The organism is Kitasatospora sp. NBC_01250 (assembly GCF_036226465.1).
GTDB lineage: Bacteria > Actinomycetota > Actinomycetes > Streptomycetales > Streptomycetaceae > Kitasatospora.
The window spans coordinates 739,349-753,923 of record NZ_CP108476.1; the positions used below are offsets into that span (position 1 = coordinate 739,349).

Consider the following 14,575-nt stretch of genomic DNA (forward strand, 5'->3'; position numbering starts at 1 on the left):
CGTAGGCCGCGGTCGGGTGGGGGGGCCAGCGGTCTCAGGCGATTTTCGGTTCCGCTAAGGGTTGGTTCATGGTCTGCTGACTCCGCCGCCTGGACCGCCCTAGTGCCGGGTCAGGCAGCCTTTGCCCGTCAAGGAGCGGCGCCCGGTGCGTGCTGTCGGCGTGCCGGCCGGAAGTCCTCGTACTGGACGTACTTGGGCTTTCGGCCGGTGCGGCGAGAGGGCGTGCCGGGCGTCGCGACGGGGCGAAGGTTGCCTGACGCGGCACTAGGAAACCCGCACTACTGTCCCTTCGGTGGCGAACCGGCCTGCGGGCAGCCCAGGTTGGTGAGCGAGGCGGCCAGCCGCTGGCTGAGGAAGTCGAACAGGCTCTGACCCGCCTGCGGCGAGGCGGCGGTGGCGGTGAACGGCCGGTCCAACGCGATGCGCCTGGCCCCCACGGTGGCGATGGCGGCGCAGTAGGCCCTCGGGTCCCCGTTGGCGCCCGCGCCGAGCTGCGGTTGGTCCACTCCGACCCGGTAGAGGTTGGTCTTGCTGCGGCTCTGCCTGCCGTTCTCCAGCACCATGGGGTCGTTCAGCGGCACCACCGCGACCGGGGCGGCCTGGTCCTTGGCCGCCTGCAGCTCGTTGAGGGCCAGCGCGGTGACGCTGCTGCCGGGGTCGGCCAGGTCGGGGGCCGTCCAGGGGGTGCAACCGAGCGCCGGGTCCTCGAAGTTGTCCAGCAGCAGGTTGTCGCTGCCGTTCAGCAGCGCGGTGGTGTTGCCCATGGTCCGGGTGCGGCCGAGCCGGGCGGCGTTCCGCTTGGTCTTCTGGGCGGTCCGCCCCTGCGGGGTGGCCAGGTACTCGGCGGTGACGTTGTCGCTCTGGTCCTGGTCGACCAGACCGAAGTCCCGGGTGGTGAGGCAGGGTTGGCCGTCCTTGCCGGTGCCGAGCGGCGGGACGGTGAGCTTCCCGGCCTGCTCGGCGGTGTTGGCGGCGGTGAAGAAGGCCGGCGCGTTGCAGTAGGCGAACTGGCCGAAGGGCTGGCCGCCCGGTGCCCCGCCGACGCAACTCCCGTCGCCCGTCCGACCGTTCAGCGCGAGCACATCGCCGTTGAAGCCGAACCAGATGCCGACCACCGCGTTCTGCGGCAGCGCGGGTCGGACGGGTGCGATCGCCGGTGGCGTTCCCTGGTCGACGACCAGCGGGTCGTAGACGGAGACCGCGCCGGTGGCCGGGTCGAGCACGGTGGCCTGGACGAAGGCCGACTGGTTGGCGTTCGTCTCCTGACAGGGGCCCTTGGCCGGGTCGGTGGCGGCCAACACGTAAGGGGTGGCCAGACCTTGGGCGGTGAGCGGGTCGGCCGGCACCGTCAGGGTGCAGTTCGGGTCCGGCTGGGCCGGCGGTGCGGGCGGGGTCGGCGGCGCGGTCGCGGCGAACGAGACACCCAGCACGGCGACGCCGGCGCTGAGCACACCACCGAGGCCGAGACTGAGTGCGAGCACCCGGCGGCCACGACCGCGGGCCCGGTGGTGCCGACGTGAACTCTGTTCCATACGTACTCTCCTGGAAAAGGGCAGCGCCAGGCCTGGCGGCCCTGGCCGAGCGACGGGGATGCAGTGATCGTAGGAGCGCGCACGGGCCGGAACAGCCTCCGCGCAGCGCCCTAAGGAGCGCCTAAGGTTGCGCTCACCCGGCCCGACCGAGCCGCCCGGGCCTGAGTCAGCGCAACCTTAGGGATTGATTAGCGGCTCTTGCACACGCCGATCGGGCCCCGGGAGCGCCCCTACGATCAGCGCTGTCGGCCCTCCCCCGCCTGGGAGGGCCGGCTTCCTCCCCCTCCCCGGCCCTCGCGCCACTGCGGCAAGAGACCACCCCTCGCAAGAACCACGGAGTCAGGAGCCCATGACCCTGCTTTCCGACGCAGTGCCCCCCGTCGACGCCGGCACTCCGTCAGACCGCGTCCGGATCCGCGTCCGCCCGCCCGTGCCGGCGGTTGTCGCGGCTGTCGTGGCGGCGGTCCTCGCCCTGGCGCTGGTCCTGCTCCTGGCCCAGCCGGCCTCGGCCACCGCACCCATCCCCGGCTCCCCGCTGGACGCCTACGACAAGGGGATCGCGTACGACGTGGGCGTGCACAAGATCGCCCGGCTCGCCGCGATGATCGCGTACACCTTGATGGTGGCCACGATGGTGCTGGGCGTGGTGCTCCGCATGCGGTACTTCCAGCGGCAGGTCAACCGCAGGACGGTGTACGGCGCCCACATGACGCTCGCCCTCTCCACCCTGACCTTCGGTGCGCTGCACGGCCTGACCTTCGCCTACCAGCCGGTCTGGGACCTGCGACTCGCCAACCTGCTGGTGCCGTTCACCGGCGGCCTGCAACGGCTGCCGGTCGGCTTCGGGATCCTCGGCACCGAACTCGCCGTCGCGGTGGGCTGCTCGGTGTGGCTGCAGCAACGGCTCGGCTACCGGCGATGGCTGAAATTCCATCAGTTCGCCTATCCGGCCTTCGCGTTGATCTGGCTGCACATCATCACCGTGCACCCCGAGCCGCGCCACCTCAACCTCGTCGCGCTCGGGATCGCGGCCGGCGCCCTGGGCTGCCTGCTCGCCTTCCTCATCCGCGCGCTCCCCTCTCCCTCCCGGCTGCGCCAGGGCAGCTTCACCAACAGCGTGGACGGCATCCGATGACGACGATTCCGGGCGCCTGGTCGAACCAGGCCTGGTGGCCGCAGGACCAACAGCCGGCGCAGGAGTGGTGGACGCCACCGCAGTTCGCACGGCCGGCGGTGTGGCCGCCGCAGGCACCGGCGGCCGACTGGCAGGCGCCCGCCCAACTGCTGCCGCCCGCCCAGCCACCGGCAGTTGCGCCCGCCCAACTGCTGCCGCCTGCCCAGCCACCGGCCGTGCACGAGGCCTGGCTCCAGCCGGCCGCCGAGGTCTGGGCCCCGCCCGCGGCCCTCCCCGGGCCGCCGGTCGTCGGCGAGCAGCCACCGGCACCGCCCACCGGGCAGCCGACCGCCGAGCCGCCCGCAGCCGAGGAGCTGCCGCTGCCGGTCGACCGGCTCGTCCCCGAGTCCCAGCCGGTGAAGGTCAGCGTCGACAACAACCGCTGCCACATCTACGGCATCTGCCAGCAGGAGGCCCCCGAGGTCTTCCGCATCTCCGAGGGCGGCTCCCTGCACTACACGGGCGCCGTCCCGGCCCGGCTCGCCGCCCGGGCCCGCCAGGCGGTGCGCTGCTGCCCGATGCAGGCCATCGCGATCAGCGACGCGGCCCCGCCCGGTGCCCGGCGCCGCCGCACCCCGGCGGCGGAGCGGCCGGCGGAATACCGGCGCATCGTGGTCGCCGGCGGCGGCCTGGCCGGGCTGAGCGCGGCCGGCCGGTTGCGCGAACGCGGCTACGACGGCGAACTCGTGCTGATCGGCGAGGAGTTGCGCCGCCCGTACAGTCGTCCGCCGCTGTCCAAGCAGTTCCTGGCCGGCGAGTTGGGCGCCGAGGACCTCACCTTCCGGGCCGACGACACGCTCGACGCCCACTGGCTGCTGGGCACCCAGCTGCTCGGCCTGGACACGGAGAGCAGGTCCGTGGAGCTGCGCGGCGGTGAACGACTGCCCTACGACGGCCTGGTGATCGCGACCGGGGTCGACGCCAGGCGGCTGCCCAGCACGCCGGTGGTCAGCGACCGGGTCCGCACGGTGCGCACCCTGGCGGACGCCGCGGCGATCCAGCAGGCCCTGCAGCAGGCCCGGGCGCACCACGTGGTGATCCTGGGCGGCGGCTTCGTCGGCTGCGAACTGGCCTGCACCGCGCGGGATCTCGGCATGGAGGTCACCCTCGTCGTGCACAGCGCGCCGCTGCTGCGGCGGGTGCTGGGCAGCAAGCTGGGCGAGGTGGTGGGCCGGATCCAGGCCCGGGCCGGGGTGGACGTACGGCTCGGCACCCGGATCAGCCACTGGCGTGACACCGGCACCGGGCTGCGCCTGCAGCTGGACGACGGCGAGCTGCTGGAGGCGGACTTCGTGGTCCTGGGGCTGGGCAGCGTGCCGCGCACCGAGTGGCTGCGCGGCAGCACGCTGGACACGGCCGACGGCGTACTGTGCGACACCACCTGCCACGCGCTGGACGTGGCGGGCCGCCCGGTGCCGGGCGTCGTGGCGGCAGGCGACGTGGCCCGCTGGCCCAACGCCCGCTTCGACGCCACACCGCGGCGGGTGGAGCACCTGATCCACGCGGTCGAGATGGGCCAGCACGCCGCCGACGCGCTGCTCGCGGGTCCCGAGCAGGCAGCGCGCTTCACCCCCGTCCCGCGGTTCTGGTCGGAGCAGCACGGCACCCGGCTGCAGGCGGTCGGCATGCCGGCGCTGGGCGAGCGGATGGAGGTGGTCGAGGGATCGCTGCGCACGGAGAGCTTCGTGGCGACCTACCACCGGGACACCGCGACCGGCAGCCAGCTGGTGGCCGCCGTGGCCTTCGACCGGCCGCGTCAACTACTCGACTACCGCGACGCCATCGGCCGGATCGGGCCGATGCCGCGCACCCTGACCTCAAGGAGGAGGCGCCGTTGAGCCGCCGTGCCGCACCCCGTCGCCGCCGGGCCGCCACTCGCACCCGTGGCGGCGAACTGCACCGACTGCTCAGTCTGCCCGCGCGCCGCAATGTGCGCTGGCCGGTCATCGTCGGCCTGGTGATGGCCTCCGGCGGCCTCTACGCCCAGGTCCTGCTGACCGCGACGCCGATGCCGCCGAGCAAGGCACCGGCGCCCGCGACCGCCGGAGGCACCGGCACCGCGGTCCGCACCGTCGGCACCGCCACCCGCGCCACCGACGTCAGAACCGACCGGCCCTGACGCCCCGCTCCCTGATCTGATCATCCGCTTCCGCCAGGAGAGGTGAGCATGCTGATCGGACCATCACCGCGCCCCGCGCCCGGCCCCGCCCGGGCCGCGGTGCGGGGCGCGGACCCGGCCACCCGTGAGTCGCCCGGCCGCCCCCGGCACCGGCAGCTCCACCGCACCCTGTACGCGTGGACGGCGGCGGAGCCGAACCCGGCCGCGCCGGCCAGGCGGCGGCTGCGCGCGGCGCTCGCCGCGCTGCGCGTCCCGGCGGAGGCGGCCGACGACGCCGTGCTGATGGCCAGTGAGCTGGTCGCCAACGTCCACCGGCACACCCCGGGGGCCGGGCGGCTGCACCTGGTGGTGACCGCCACGACGGTCCGGGTGGAGGTCCACGACGGCGACCCGCACCTGCCGGGGCCCTGGCACAGCGACCTCGACGGCCGCTTACCCCCGCTCACCAAGACGCGCGCCGGGACCCGAGAGGAGGCCTGCGCCGAGAGCGGCCGGGGCCTGCGGATCGTGCACGCGCTCTCCGGTGGCCGCTGGGGCTCGCGCCGCACGGCCTACGGAAAGCAGGTCTGGTTCGCCCTGCCCCGCCCGTTCGCCCTGCCTCGCCCGGCTTCCCCCGCTCCCCCGGCTTCGCACCGCGAATAACCCGGGGATTGCCGAGGCGGGCAGCCGGAATACCCGGGCGGCGGGCCGTCTCGCGGATATCCGACCGGCGTGATCGTAGCAGCGATCCGGCGCCGGAATCGTTTCTCACAGCTGGCACACATGAACACCTAAGATTCCGCTTAAGTTCCCTCCCAGGTGAGCGGATTGCCACGGAAACCGCAGGCCGGAAGTGCTCTCGGGCCGGTCGGGAATTCGGCTACGGTGTGCGCCATGACGTCCGTCCTCGTCGTAGAAGACGACCCCACGATCCGCGCCTCGCTGATCGACGTGCTGACCAGCCACCAACTCCTGGTGCGCAGTTCTCCCGACGGTTTCGGCGCGCTGCGCGAGATCACCCGGTGGCAGCCGGACGCGGTCGTGCTCGACCTGGGGCTGCCCGACATCGACGGTGCCGATGCGCTGCGGATGATCCGCGGTCTCTCCCAGGTCCCGGTGCTGGTGGCCACCGCCCGCGACGACGACGCGGAGATCATCAAGCTGCTCAACGCGGGCGCCGACGACTACCTGGTGAAACCTTTCTCCGGTGGCCAGCTGGTCGCCCGGCTCACCGCGGTGCTGCGGCGGTGCGCGGCGCCCGGCGGCCTGCTCGACGCGGGTGACCCGACCGCTCCCGGGGACCGTTCCGGCACGACCCAGGGGCCGCTGGTCGTCGGCGAGTTGCGGATCGACGCGCTGGCGCGCACGGTCCACCTGGCCGGCCGCGAGGTCGGCCTGACCCGCCGCGAGTTCGACCTGCTGGCGTTCCTGGCCCGCAACGCCGGCCGAGTCGTCTCCCGCCGCAAGATCCTGGCCGAGGTGTGGCGCCAGCCGTACGTGGACGAGCAGACCGTCGACGTCCACCTGTCCTGCCTGCGCCGCAAGCTGGGCGAACGCGCCTCGCGGCCACGGTACCTGCACACCGTCCGGGGCGTGGGCGTGAAACTGGTGTCCCCCCTGTGAGGGCCACGCTCGCCACCGTCACCCTGGTGGTGACCTCGATGGTCGCCCTGTCCTTCCTGGTCCCGCTCGCACTGCTGCTGCGCACCCAGGTGCGCACCCAGGCCACCCTCGCCGCCGAGCAGCGGGCGGTGGCGGTGGTGCCCGCGCTGGCGCTCTCGCTCCAACCGGCCGACCTGGCCCGCACGGTGGCCGAGCTGGACAGCGCGGGCCGGCTCTGCGTGCACCTGCCCGGCGGGCAGGCGGTCGGGGCCGCGCACGCCGCGCCGCCGCTGCTCGCCGAGGTCGTGCGCAGCCGAAGTGCGCTGGCCCGGGCCGTTCCCGGCGGCTGGGACTACCTGCAGCCCGTGCTGATGGACCGTGACCAGGTGGCGGTGGTGGAGGAGTTCGTCCCGCAGGCCGAGCTGAACCGCGGGGTGGCCCGGGCCTGGGCGGTGATGGCGGTGCTGGCGGTGGCCCTGGTGGCCGGGTCGGTGCTGCTGGCCGACCGGCTGGGGGCCCGGGTGGTGCGGGCCTCGCGCCGCCTGTCGGCGGCCTCGACGGCGCTGGGCGGCGGCGATCTGGCGGTCCGGGTGGAGCCGACCGGGCCGCCCGAACTCCGAGCGGCCGGGCAGGCGTTCAACACCATGGCCGACCGGGTGGCGCAACTGCTGGCCACCGAGCGCGAACTGGTCGCCGACCTGTCGCACCGGCTGCGCACCCCGCTGACCGCGCTGTCGCTGGCGGCCGAGCGGATCGGGCCGGTGCCGGGCGCGCCCCGGCTGAGCTCGGCCATCCACCACCTGGAGTCCGAGCTGGACGAGATCATCGTCGCGGCCCGAACCCCGCTGGCCACCCGGCCGTTGGGGGTGGACCGGGGCGCTGCCCCGCGCGGCGCCGCGCCGGCTCGCCCGGAGCAGCGCGCCGGCGAGACCTGCCAGGTGGCCGAACTGGCCCGGCACCGGGTCGGCTTCTGGTCGGTGCTGGCCGAACAGCAGGGCCGCACCTGCAGTTTCGAGGCGACCGACGAGCCGACGCCGGTGCGCCTGCCGGACGACCACCTGGCCGCCGCGGTGGACGCCCTGGTGGGCAACGTCTTCCGGCACACCCCCGAGGGGACCGGCTTCGCGGTGAGCGTCCACCGCACCGCGCAGAGCGTCCTGCTGGTGGTCGAGGACGGCGGTGGCGGCATCGAGGACCCGGACAGCGCGCTCTCCCGCGGAGTGAGCAACGGGGGCTCCACCGGACTGGGCCTGGACATCGCACTCAGTGCGGCGCAGTCCACCCGCGGGCAGTTGCGCATCCAGCGCAGCGAGTTGGGCGGCGCCCGGGTGGAGGTGGCGCTCGGCCTGGCCGCCGACTCGCGGCGGACCCTGGGCCGGGCCTGGCGCCATCGGCGGCGAAGAGCCGCGGAGTCCACCGGCCGGTGAATTCCGTCCGACAGCCGCCGCCTTTTCCCCGCAGTTCTTCTGATGGACCGTTCGGCAATCGATAGTGACAAAAAGTCTCACAACTCGAATATTCATCGGTCCCCGACCAGCGGAAACTTGACTTGGGAAGACCCCTGCGGCCACCATCCTGCTACCAGCGGGTAGGAACCGATCACCAGCGGCCCGGATCCGGGCCCGACAACGCAGTGCGGGCAGTCGGCGGCTGCCCGACCGGCACGACCGGTCGAGGAATTGCGGTCCGGCACGGAACTCCCGCGTCCGGCGCCGTCATTCGTCGACCGGCCCGGTGCCGTGCGTGTTCCCGCGCTGGGCACCGCCCGTTCGACTGCGTACCTCCCCAGGGATTGCGCGGAGGAGATGAGATGCCAGATCCGGTGACCGCCGCGACCACGGATGCCGAACTCGCGCGCCGCATCCGGGCCGGTGACGGTCCGGGCCACCCGGCTGCCGACGAGCTCGCCCGCCGTCACCGGCCCGCCGTGGTCGCCTACGCGCGACTGTGCTGCGCGCAGGACGAGAGCGCGCAGGAGCTCGCCGACGAGGCCATCGCGCGGACCCTGGCGGCCGTCCGGACCCGCACCGGGCCAGGCCGCGGCTGGCGCCCGTGGCTGCTCACCGAGGTGCGGCGCACCGCCACCATCTGGGCCGACACCGCGCGCCGTGCCGAGTTGTCCGCCGAGTTCACCACCTGGCTGGACGCCCTGCCCCGGCCGGCCACCGGCCGGGGCTGGTCCGCGGTCCGGGCGTCGGTCGCCGCCGAGTCGGCCTCGACCCTGCTGCAGGCCTTCCTGAGCCTGCCGCCCTCGCGCCAGAGCGACCTGTGGCACCACCTGGAGCAGCCGTCGGCCGACGGCACCCTGCTTGAGCCCCCGACCCCGCCCGCCATCCCCGACACGGTGACCCGGCAGAGCCTGCACGACGCCTACCTGCAGGCCTACCTCCCGCGCGCACCCCGCCGCTCCTGCCGCCACCTGCTGAGCGCGCTCGGCAGGACCGTCCGGCGCGGCCCCACCCAGGAGGCCCGGGAGCTCGACCGCCACCTCGCCCGCTGCGCCGCCTGCCGGCACGCCCACGCGGACCTCACCGCCATCCACGCCTGGGAGCGGCCCGTGCTGCGGCGCGCCCTGCTGCTGTGGACCGGCGAGGCGGCCGCGCCCCCGGCCGCGCCCGCGCCCTCCGTCTTCTCCCGGGCCCGCCGGCCGCACGGCGGCGAGCCGCGGCTGGACGGGCGGCGGCTGCTGGTGTTCACCGTCGTGGTGGGCGCCGGGGGGCTGGCGGCCCTGGTGGTGGCGGGGGTGATCGTGACGGCCGTGGACGCGGCCGGCACGCACGCGCCACTGGCCGGCAGCATCCTGATACCGGCCTCGCTCACGCCCTCGCCGACGCCCGGCGGCGGGTCCGCGAGCCCGCCGCCCGCCACCGCCACGCCCTCGCCCCAGGTCAGCGCCCCGGTCTCGGCCTCCGCGTCCCCGTCGGTGTCGCTCAGCCCCTCCCCCAGCCCCTCGGCCGCCAGCGCGGCGCCCTCGCCGAGCGCCTCCCCCAGCCCGTCCCCGAGCCCCTCGCCGTCCGCCGACGCGGTCGGCTTCCGCCTGGTCAACAGCAGCTCCGGGCTCTGCGTGGGCCTCACCGGCGACGGGCTGCTCGCGGTGCAGCTCCAGCAGTGCACCGGCGACGCGTCGCAGAGCTGGCAGCAGCTGACGGCCGATCAGGGCACCTTCCAGTTGCGCAACACCGGCACCGGCCAGTGCCTGGACGGCACCACCGACGGCGGGGACACCGTCACCGTCACCCTGCAGGCCTGCCGCTCCGACCCCGGCCGCAGCGAACAGCTGTGGCGGTTCACCTCGGACGCGGCGCCCGGCTCGTTCCGCCTCTGGTTCCTGCCCGCGGTGCCGGCCAGCGCCTACCCCGCCCATCTGCTCGGCCCGCAGAACTGGGCCCCGGGCGACCTGCCGAGGATCGGCTCCCCGCTGGTCCAGCTGCCCGACTACTACCACTCCGCGAGCTTCGACTTCACCATGGGCTGAGCCACCGGCTGAGCCATCGGCTGAGCCACCGGTCGGGCCACCGGTCGGGCCACCGGTCGGGCCACGGGCCGAGCCGGTGGCCGGGCAGCGGCGCAGGCCGCTCTCACATGGTGGTGAACGCACCGCCGACGTAGCCGAACTCCGGATCGTCCGACGTGAGTTCACCGTGCTCGGCGAGCAGCTTCGCGGCGTACGGCTCGGCGTCGTCCTGCGGCTCGTAGCCGAGCAGCCGCCGCCCCGGCTCCAGGTCCCACCAGCGACGGGTGTTGGCGGAGATGCCGAACACCACGTGGTGGCCGGAGAGTTCGGCACCGATCGCGGCATGGACCAGGCGGCCGCAGTCGGCGGGGCTGAGCCAGGTGGCGAGCATGCGCACCGTGCGCGGCTCGGCGAAGCACGAGCCGATCCGCAGCGAGACGGTCGAGATCCCGTGCTTGTCGGCGTAGAGCGCGGCCAGGTCCTCGCCGAAGCACTTGGACAGGCCGTAGTAGGTGTCCGGCCGGTGCGGGACGTCGGCCCCGACGAGGCTGCCGTCGGCCGGACGTCCGGTGTAGCCGACCGCGTGGTTGCTGCTCGCGTAGACCACGCGGCGCACTCCGGCGGCCCGCGCGGCCTCGTACACGCGGTAGGTGCCCTCGATGTTGGCGGTCAGCACGTCCGGGAACGGCGCCTCCGACGCGATGCCGGCCAGGTGCACCACGGCGTCGACACCGGCCATGGCGGCGGCCAGTGCCTCGGTGTCGGCGAGGTCGGCCACGACGGCCGCGGGCTCGCCCGGGATCGGTGCCTTGTCGAAGAGCCGCAGCGCGTACCCGTAGCCGGGCAGGCTCGCGCGCAGGAAGGTACCGACCCCGCCGGCCGCCCCGGTGAGCAGCACGGTGCGACGGGCACCCAGGACATCAGTCATGCGGACCTGCCTTCACGGTCACGGGTCGGACGGGCAGGTGCCCGGCCCTGGAGTGAACGCTGCCCCACCGCCGGGTGGGTCATGCGCCGGGTCATGCACCGCCCTGCCCGCCGTCCGCGAGTCCCCCGTCGTCCAGCACCTCGGACACGCCCAGCCGGGGCGTGTGCGCACCCTCGGGCCCGTAGCCGAGGCGCAGCAGCATGTGCACGACTCCCGGTCCGCGCTCGGGATCGCGCGCCTCCCAGCGCAGCGCCGACCACTCCAGCGCCTGGTGCAGCATCGTGGCGCGCACCCCGTGCACGGTGGCGTGCAGCAGCACGGCCTCCAGCGCCAGCCCGGCCCGCAGCCAGTCCTGCGGGTGGTCGCCGCGGGTGGCGAGCACCGCCAGGCACGGGTCGGTCTCGAACTCGGCGGGCGCCCGGTGCTCGGCGAGGCGCAGCCCGGCGTAGTCGCGCATCGGGATGCGGCCGGCTGCATCCTGCGGGCCCAGCGCCTCGGGCGGGATGCCGTAGGGGGCCGCGCCCGGGCCCCGGATCCAGGAGCGGCTCTCGGCGCTGCGAGCCGGGTCGGTGACGCTGCGGCGCTCGGCCTCGGCGGTCAGCTCCAGCAGCCGGCGGCGCTCGCCGCTGTCGGGGAAGTACAGCCAGGCGTCCTCCGCCCGGGCGGCCTCGGCCAGCTCGGTCAGCACGGCCGTCGGCACGGCCTGGTCGGTGAAGGGCTCGCGCTGCGAGTGGCGCTGCCCGATCGCCTCCCGCAGCCTCGCGGGCACCGCGGGGGCGGCCCCGGCGGGCTGCGCCAGCACGACCGCGGCCAGCAGGTCGGGGTCGCCGGGGTCGGGCAGCAGCGTCACCTCCGGCGCCCAGCCCAGGTCCTGTGCGGCGAGGCGCAGGTTGAGGACGGCGGCGCCGACCGAGATGTACAGCGCGCGGCCTTCCGGGTCGATGGCGGGCAGCGCGCGCTCGGGGGCCGCGCGGACCTCCAGGGTGGCGGTCCGCGGCACCAGCGTGAAGTGCCAGGGCTGGCTGTTGTGGATGGACGGAGCGGCCACGGCAGCGGAGATCAGTTTCTCCAGGGTGGCGGCGTCAAGGACCGCGGCGATCATGGCGGGCCTCCCGGGCCGGTGGGCGGGGCGGATGCCTCCATAGCCATGGTCCACCCCCGGCCCCGACCGGGCCTGGGCTGGGCATCACCACCGCATCACCGCCACCGCGTCACTGCCACCGCATCACCAGCGCCGCATCACCGCCGGCCGGACCCGTCCGAGGGTCCGGCCGGCTGCGCTCCGCTCGCCGACGGCCCCGGATCAGTCGGAGAAGTCCTGGGTCATCCACACCGTCCCCGAGGAGTCGCGCAGCAGTTCGATCCCGATGTGCTTGAACGCCGGGTTGAGGATGTTGCGGCGGTGGCCGTCGTTCGGCGGCTGCTCGGCGAGCATGCTGTTGGTCAGTCCGACGGCCATGTCGGCTATCGCGGCCGTGGTGTCGGCCACCGGGCCACCGTCGCCGATGTTCTCACCGGCCGTCCCCCACTGGACGCCGGCGGCGTTCTCGCGGTCGCCGAAGGCGGGCTCACCCGGGCACTGGTGCTCCAGCCCGCACCCCCCGGCCATGGTGTGGTTGTGGGCGTTCGCGCTGGTCTGCAGGCCCGCGAGCATCTGCAGCGGCGCGACGCCCTGGGCGGCCCGCGCCTGGTTGATGACGGCCAGCACCTGGTTGGCCGCTGCGTTCAGGTCGGCACCGGCGGCGTCGGTCGCGGTGATGCCGTTCGGCGCCGCGGCGGTGGGGGCGGCGGTGCTGGGGCTCGGCGCGGTGGTGCGGCTCGGCGCGGCGGCCGGGCTCGGCGCGAGGAGGGGGACGGTGCTCGGCACCGCCGGGGCCTGTGGGGCGGCGCTGGTCCGTGCGCCGGCGGGGGTGGGCGCGCTCGACGGTGCTCCGACGGTCGGCGAGGCGACCGGCGTGGTGCTGATGCCGGCCCCGGGCAGCCGGGTCGGTCCGGGGCTCGACGCGCTCGGGGCCGTGGTGGCGCTCGGGGCGGCCGAGGCGGTCGGGGCGGCCGAGGGCGCGGCCGGCGAACCGGACGCGGTCTCCGTCAGGGCGTCGGGCGCGGCCGGCGGCTCCGGATCCGCGAGCGTCCTGCCGTTCTGCGGGCCGGTCGACAACGCGTTGCCGCCGATCACCACCGTCGTCGCCGTTGCCGCCAGGGCGACCGCGGCGAGCAGGGGTTTGGCGCCGGGTAGCGCCCGCCTGGCCCGGTGCCGGCCGTTGCCGTTGTCGTTGCTCTTGCCCTTGCCGCCTCGGCGGTGGGACCCACCACCGGCGCGGCGGGCCGGCGCACCCGCGTCCTGCCGGTTCGCCGGTCGGTCGCCGTCCCAGTCCCAGGGCTGCACGGCCGGGTCGGTGTCGGTGGCGTAGCTGGTCATCTGCTCTCCTGCTGTCGAGGGCCTTCCGTGACAGGAGACCCGCGGGAGGGCGACGGATAACGGAAAACCTGGAACGGACTTTCGATCCCGGTCCTGCGCTACCGGATCCTAGACAGCCTGAAACGCACGAATGCCGCATACCGGGCTTCCATAAGGAGCCTTAAGGAAGCGCTCACCCAGGCTTTCGCCGACCCGGACCGCAGACCGAGGGACGCGCCGACCCGCGCCCCTCCTCACCCCTGCGCGGCCAGCGCCCCCGCCACGCTGGGGTGGACCGGGAAGACGTCGGCCGCACCGGTCATCTCGAAGAGCCTGGCCACCTGGGCACCGAGCGCGCACAGCTCCAGGCGCCGGTCCGCGGCGAGCGCCTCCTGCCGGGCCCGCAGCAGCACGTTGAGCCCGGTGGAGTCGCAGAACACCACGCCCGCGAAGTCGATCAGGATCCGGGACGGCCCCTCCCGGACACAGCCGTCCAGCGCCTCGCGCAGCACCTGCGCACTGTCGTGCTCCAGCTCGCCCGTCAGCACGAGGACCCGGCTGCCGGCGCGCGCCTCGAGGGCCACGGTCAGCCGGTCCCCACCGTCGTCGTCAGTCACCGCCGGCCTCCGTGTCATCGAGTCGCGCCCGGTCGCCGGGAGGCCCGGCGGCCGGGCGGCGTACCGGGGCATCGCCTGGATCGGCGCGGCGGCGCCGCTGTCGGGTTCCGGCATCGGTCGCCCCCGCTTCTTTTTCACTCTGACACAGCGCGTCGGCGGATGCGGCTCCTGCCGGCGGCGCCGTGGTGTTTGCGCGGCAGGTCGACGGGCAGGCGCGGCGGCGGAGCGGGCGGCTGCCCGTGGACCGGACAGGTCGGAGCGAGTTCCATGCGGGACGGACCGGTGGCGAGGCGGGGCGGCGGCGCCTCGCGGCCACCTGGGGCGGACCGGCGGCTCGGCCTCGGCGACGCGCAGCCCGGGACGGTGCGCCGCTGCCGAGCCTTCGCCTGGGAGGCGCTGGTCGCGTGGGGCTGGTTGCCGGCCTTCGACGAGGACGGGCAGGCGGCGGCCGATGACGTGCTGCTGGTGGTCTCCGAGCTGGTCGCCAACGCCTGCCTGCACACGGTCGGCCCCACCGAGCTCGCCCTGTCCCGCCGGCCGGGCGGAGAGGTGCGGATCGAGGTCGCCGACCCCAGCTCGCGCCGCCCGGTGCCCCGGCTCACCGGACGCACGGGCCGGCCGGGCGGACACGGCCTGCGCATCGTCGGCGTGGTGGCCCAGCACTGGGGCAGCCTGCCGACCACGGCGGGCAAGCGGGTGTGGGCCGAGATCGCGGCCCCCGGCCCGCGGCAGCCGGAACCAGGCGGACCGGCCCGCGGGCAGTGACGCACAG

Annotated in this window: 13 protein-coding genes; 8 read left to right on the top strand and 5 right to left on the bottom strand. The window is 74.9% G+C overall.

Features of this window, described 5'->3' with window-relative positions; genetic code table 11:
- Window positions 1–278 precede the first annotated feature (278 nt).
- Entirely contained in the window at window positions 279–1,532 is a 1,254-nt protein-coding gene (locus tag OG500_RS03540; protein WP_329576443.1) for a hypothetical protein, read from the bottom strand.
- Window positions 1,533–1,881: 349 nt separating this feature from the next.
- Here OG500_RS03540 and OG500_RS03545 point away from each other — a divergent pair, with 349 nt between their 5' ends.
- From OG500_RS03545 to OG500_RS03575, 7 genes are all read left to right on the top strand, one after another.
- Window positions 1,882–2,667 (top strand): ferric reductase-like transmembrane domain-containing protein, encoded by a 786-nt coding sequence (locus OG500_RS03545; RefSeq protein WP_329576446.1) that lies wholly within the window; start codon window positions 1,882–1,884, stop codon window positions 2,665–2,667.
- Window positions 2,664–4,544, top strand: a complete 1,881-nt coding sequence (locus tag OG500_RS03550) for an FAD-dependent oxidoreductase (RefSeq protein WP_329576449.1) — start codon at window positions 2,664–2,666, stop codon at window positions 4,542–4,544. The genes OG500_RS03545 and OG500_RS03550 overlap by 4 nt, the downstream gene beginning before the upstream one ends.
- The gene (locus tag OG500_RS03555; RefSeq protein WP_327064881.1) at window positions 4,541–4,825 is read left to right on the top strand and encodes a hypothetical protein; all 285 of its coding nucleotides are present in this window, start codon (window positions 4,541–4,543) and stop codon (window positions 4,823–4,825) included. Before OG500_RS03550 ends, OG500_RS03555 begins: the two co-directional genes overlap by 4 nt.
- 48 nt (window positions 4,826–4,873) lie before the next feature.
- Window positions 4,874–5,467, top strand: coding sequence for an ATP-binding protein (locus tag OG500_RS03560; protein ID WP_329576453.1), 594 nt, complete (start codon window positions 4,874–4,876; stop codon window positions 5,465–5,467).
- A 231-nt stretch (window positions 5,468–5,698) separates the two neighbouring features.
- Entirely contained in the window at window positions 5,699–6,427 is a 729-nt protein-coding gene (locus OG500_RS03565) for a response regulator transcription factor (RefSeq protein ID WP_327064884.1), read from the top strand.
- Window positions 6,424–7,833 carry a sensor histidine kinase gene (locus OG500_RS03570; protein ID WP_329576456.1) on the top strand — a complete coding sequence of 470 codons (1,410 nt, stop codon included), beginning with the start codon at window positions 6,424–6,426 and terminating at the stop codon, window positions 7,831–7,833. The genes OG500_RS03565 and OG500_RS03570 overlap by 4 nt, the downstream gene beginning before the upstream one ends.
- A 383-nt stretch (window positions 7,834–8,216) precedes the next feature.
- Window positions 8,217–9,881: an RICIN domain-containing protein gene (locus OG500_RS03575; RefSeq protein WP_329576459.1), complete on the top strand. Its 1,665-nt coding sequence runs from the start codon at window positions 8,217–8,219 to the stop codon at window positions 9,879–9,881.
- Window positions 9,882–9,984: 103 nt separating this feature from the next.
- Here OG500_RS03575 and OG500_RS03580 read toward each other — a convergent pair whose 3' ends face one another.
- The 4 genes from OG500_RS03580 to OG500_RS03595 all read right to left on the bottom strand — a co-directional run bounded on the left by OG500_RS03580 (window position 9,985) and on the right by OG500_RS03595 (window position 13,803).
- Window positions 9,985–10,776 (bottom strand): NAD-dependent epimerase/dehydratase family protein, encoded by a 792-nt coding sequence (locus OG500_RS03580; protein ID WP_329587386.1) that lies wholly within the window; start codon window positions 10,774–10,776, stop codon window positions 9,985–9,987.
- Between the two features lie 103 nt (window positions 10,777–10,879).
- Entirely contained in the window at window positions 10,880–11,890 is a 1,011-nt protein-coding gene (locus OG500_RS03585) for an Acg family FMN-binding oxidoreductase (RefSeq protein ID WP_329576461.1), read from the bottom strand.
- Window positions 11,891–12,091: 201 nt separating this feature from the next.
- The gene (locus OG500_RS03590) at window positions 12,092–13,207 is read right to left on the bottom strand and encodes a CAP domain-containing protein (protein ID WP_329576463.1); all 1,116 of its coding nucleotides are present in this window, start codon (window positions 13,205–13,207) and stop codon (window positions 12,092–12,094) included.
- A gap of 233 nt (window positions 13,208–13,440) precedes the next feature.
- A complete protein-coding gene (locus OG500_RS03595) occupies window positions 13,441–13,803 on the bottom strand; it encodes an STAS domain-containing protein (protein WP_327064889.1) in 363 nt (120 codons plus the stop codon).
- Between the two features lie 267 nt (window positions 13,804–14,070).
- Between OG500_RS03595 and OG500_RS03600 the strand changes: the two genes are divergently transcribed.
- A complete protein-coding gene (locus OG500_RS03600; RefSeq protein WP_327064890.1) occupies window positions 14,071–14,568 on the top strand; it encodes an ATP-binding protein in 498 nt (165 codons plus the stop codon).
- Window positions 14,569–14,575: the final 7 nt, after the last annotated feature.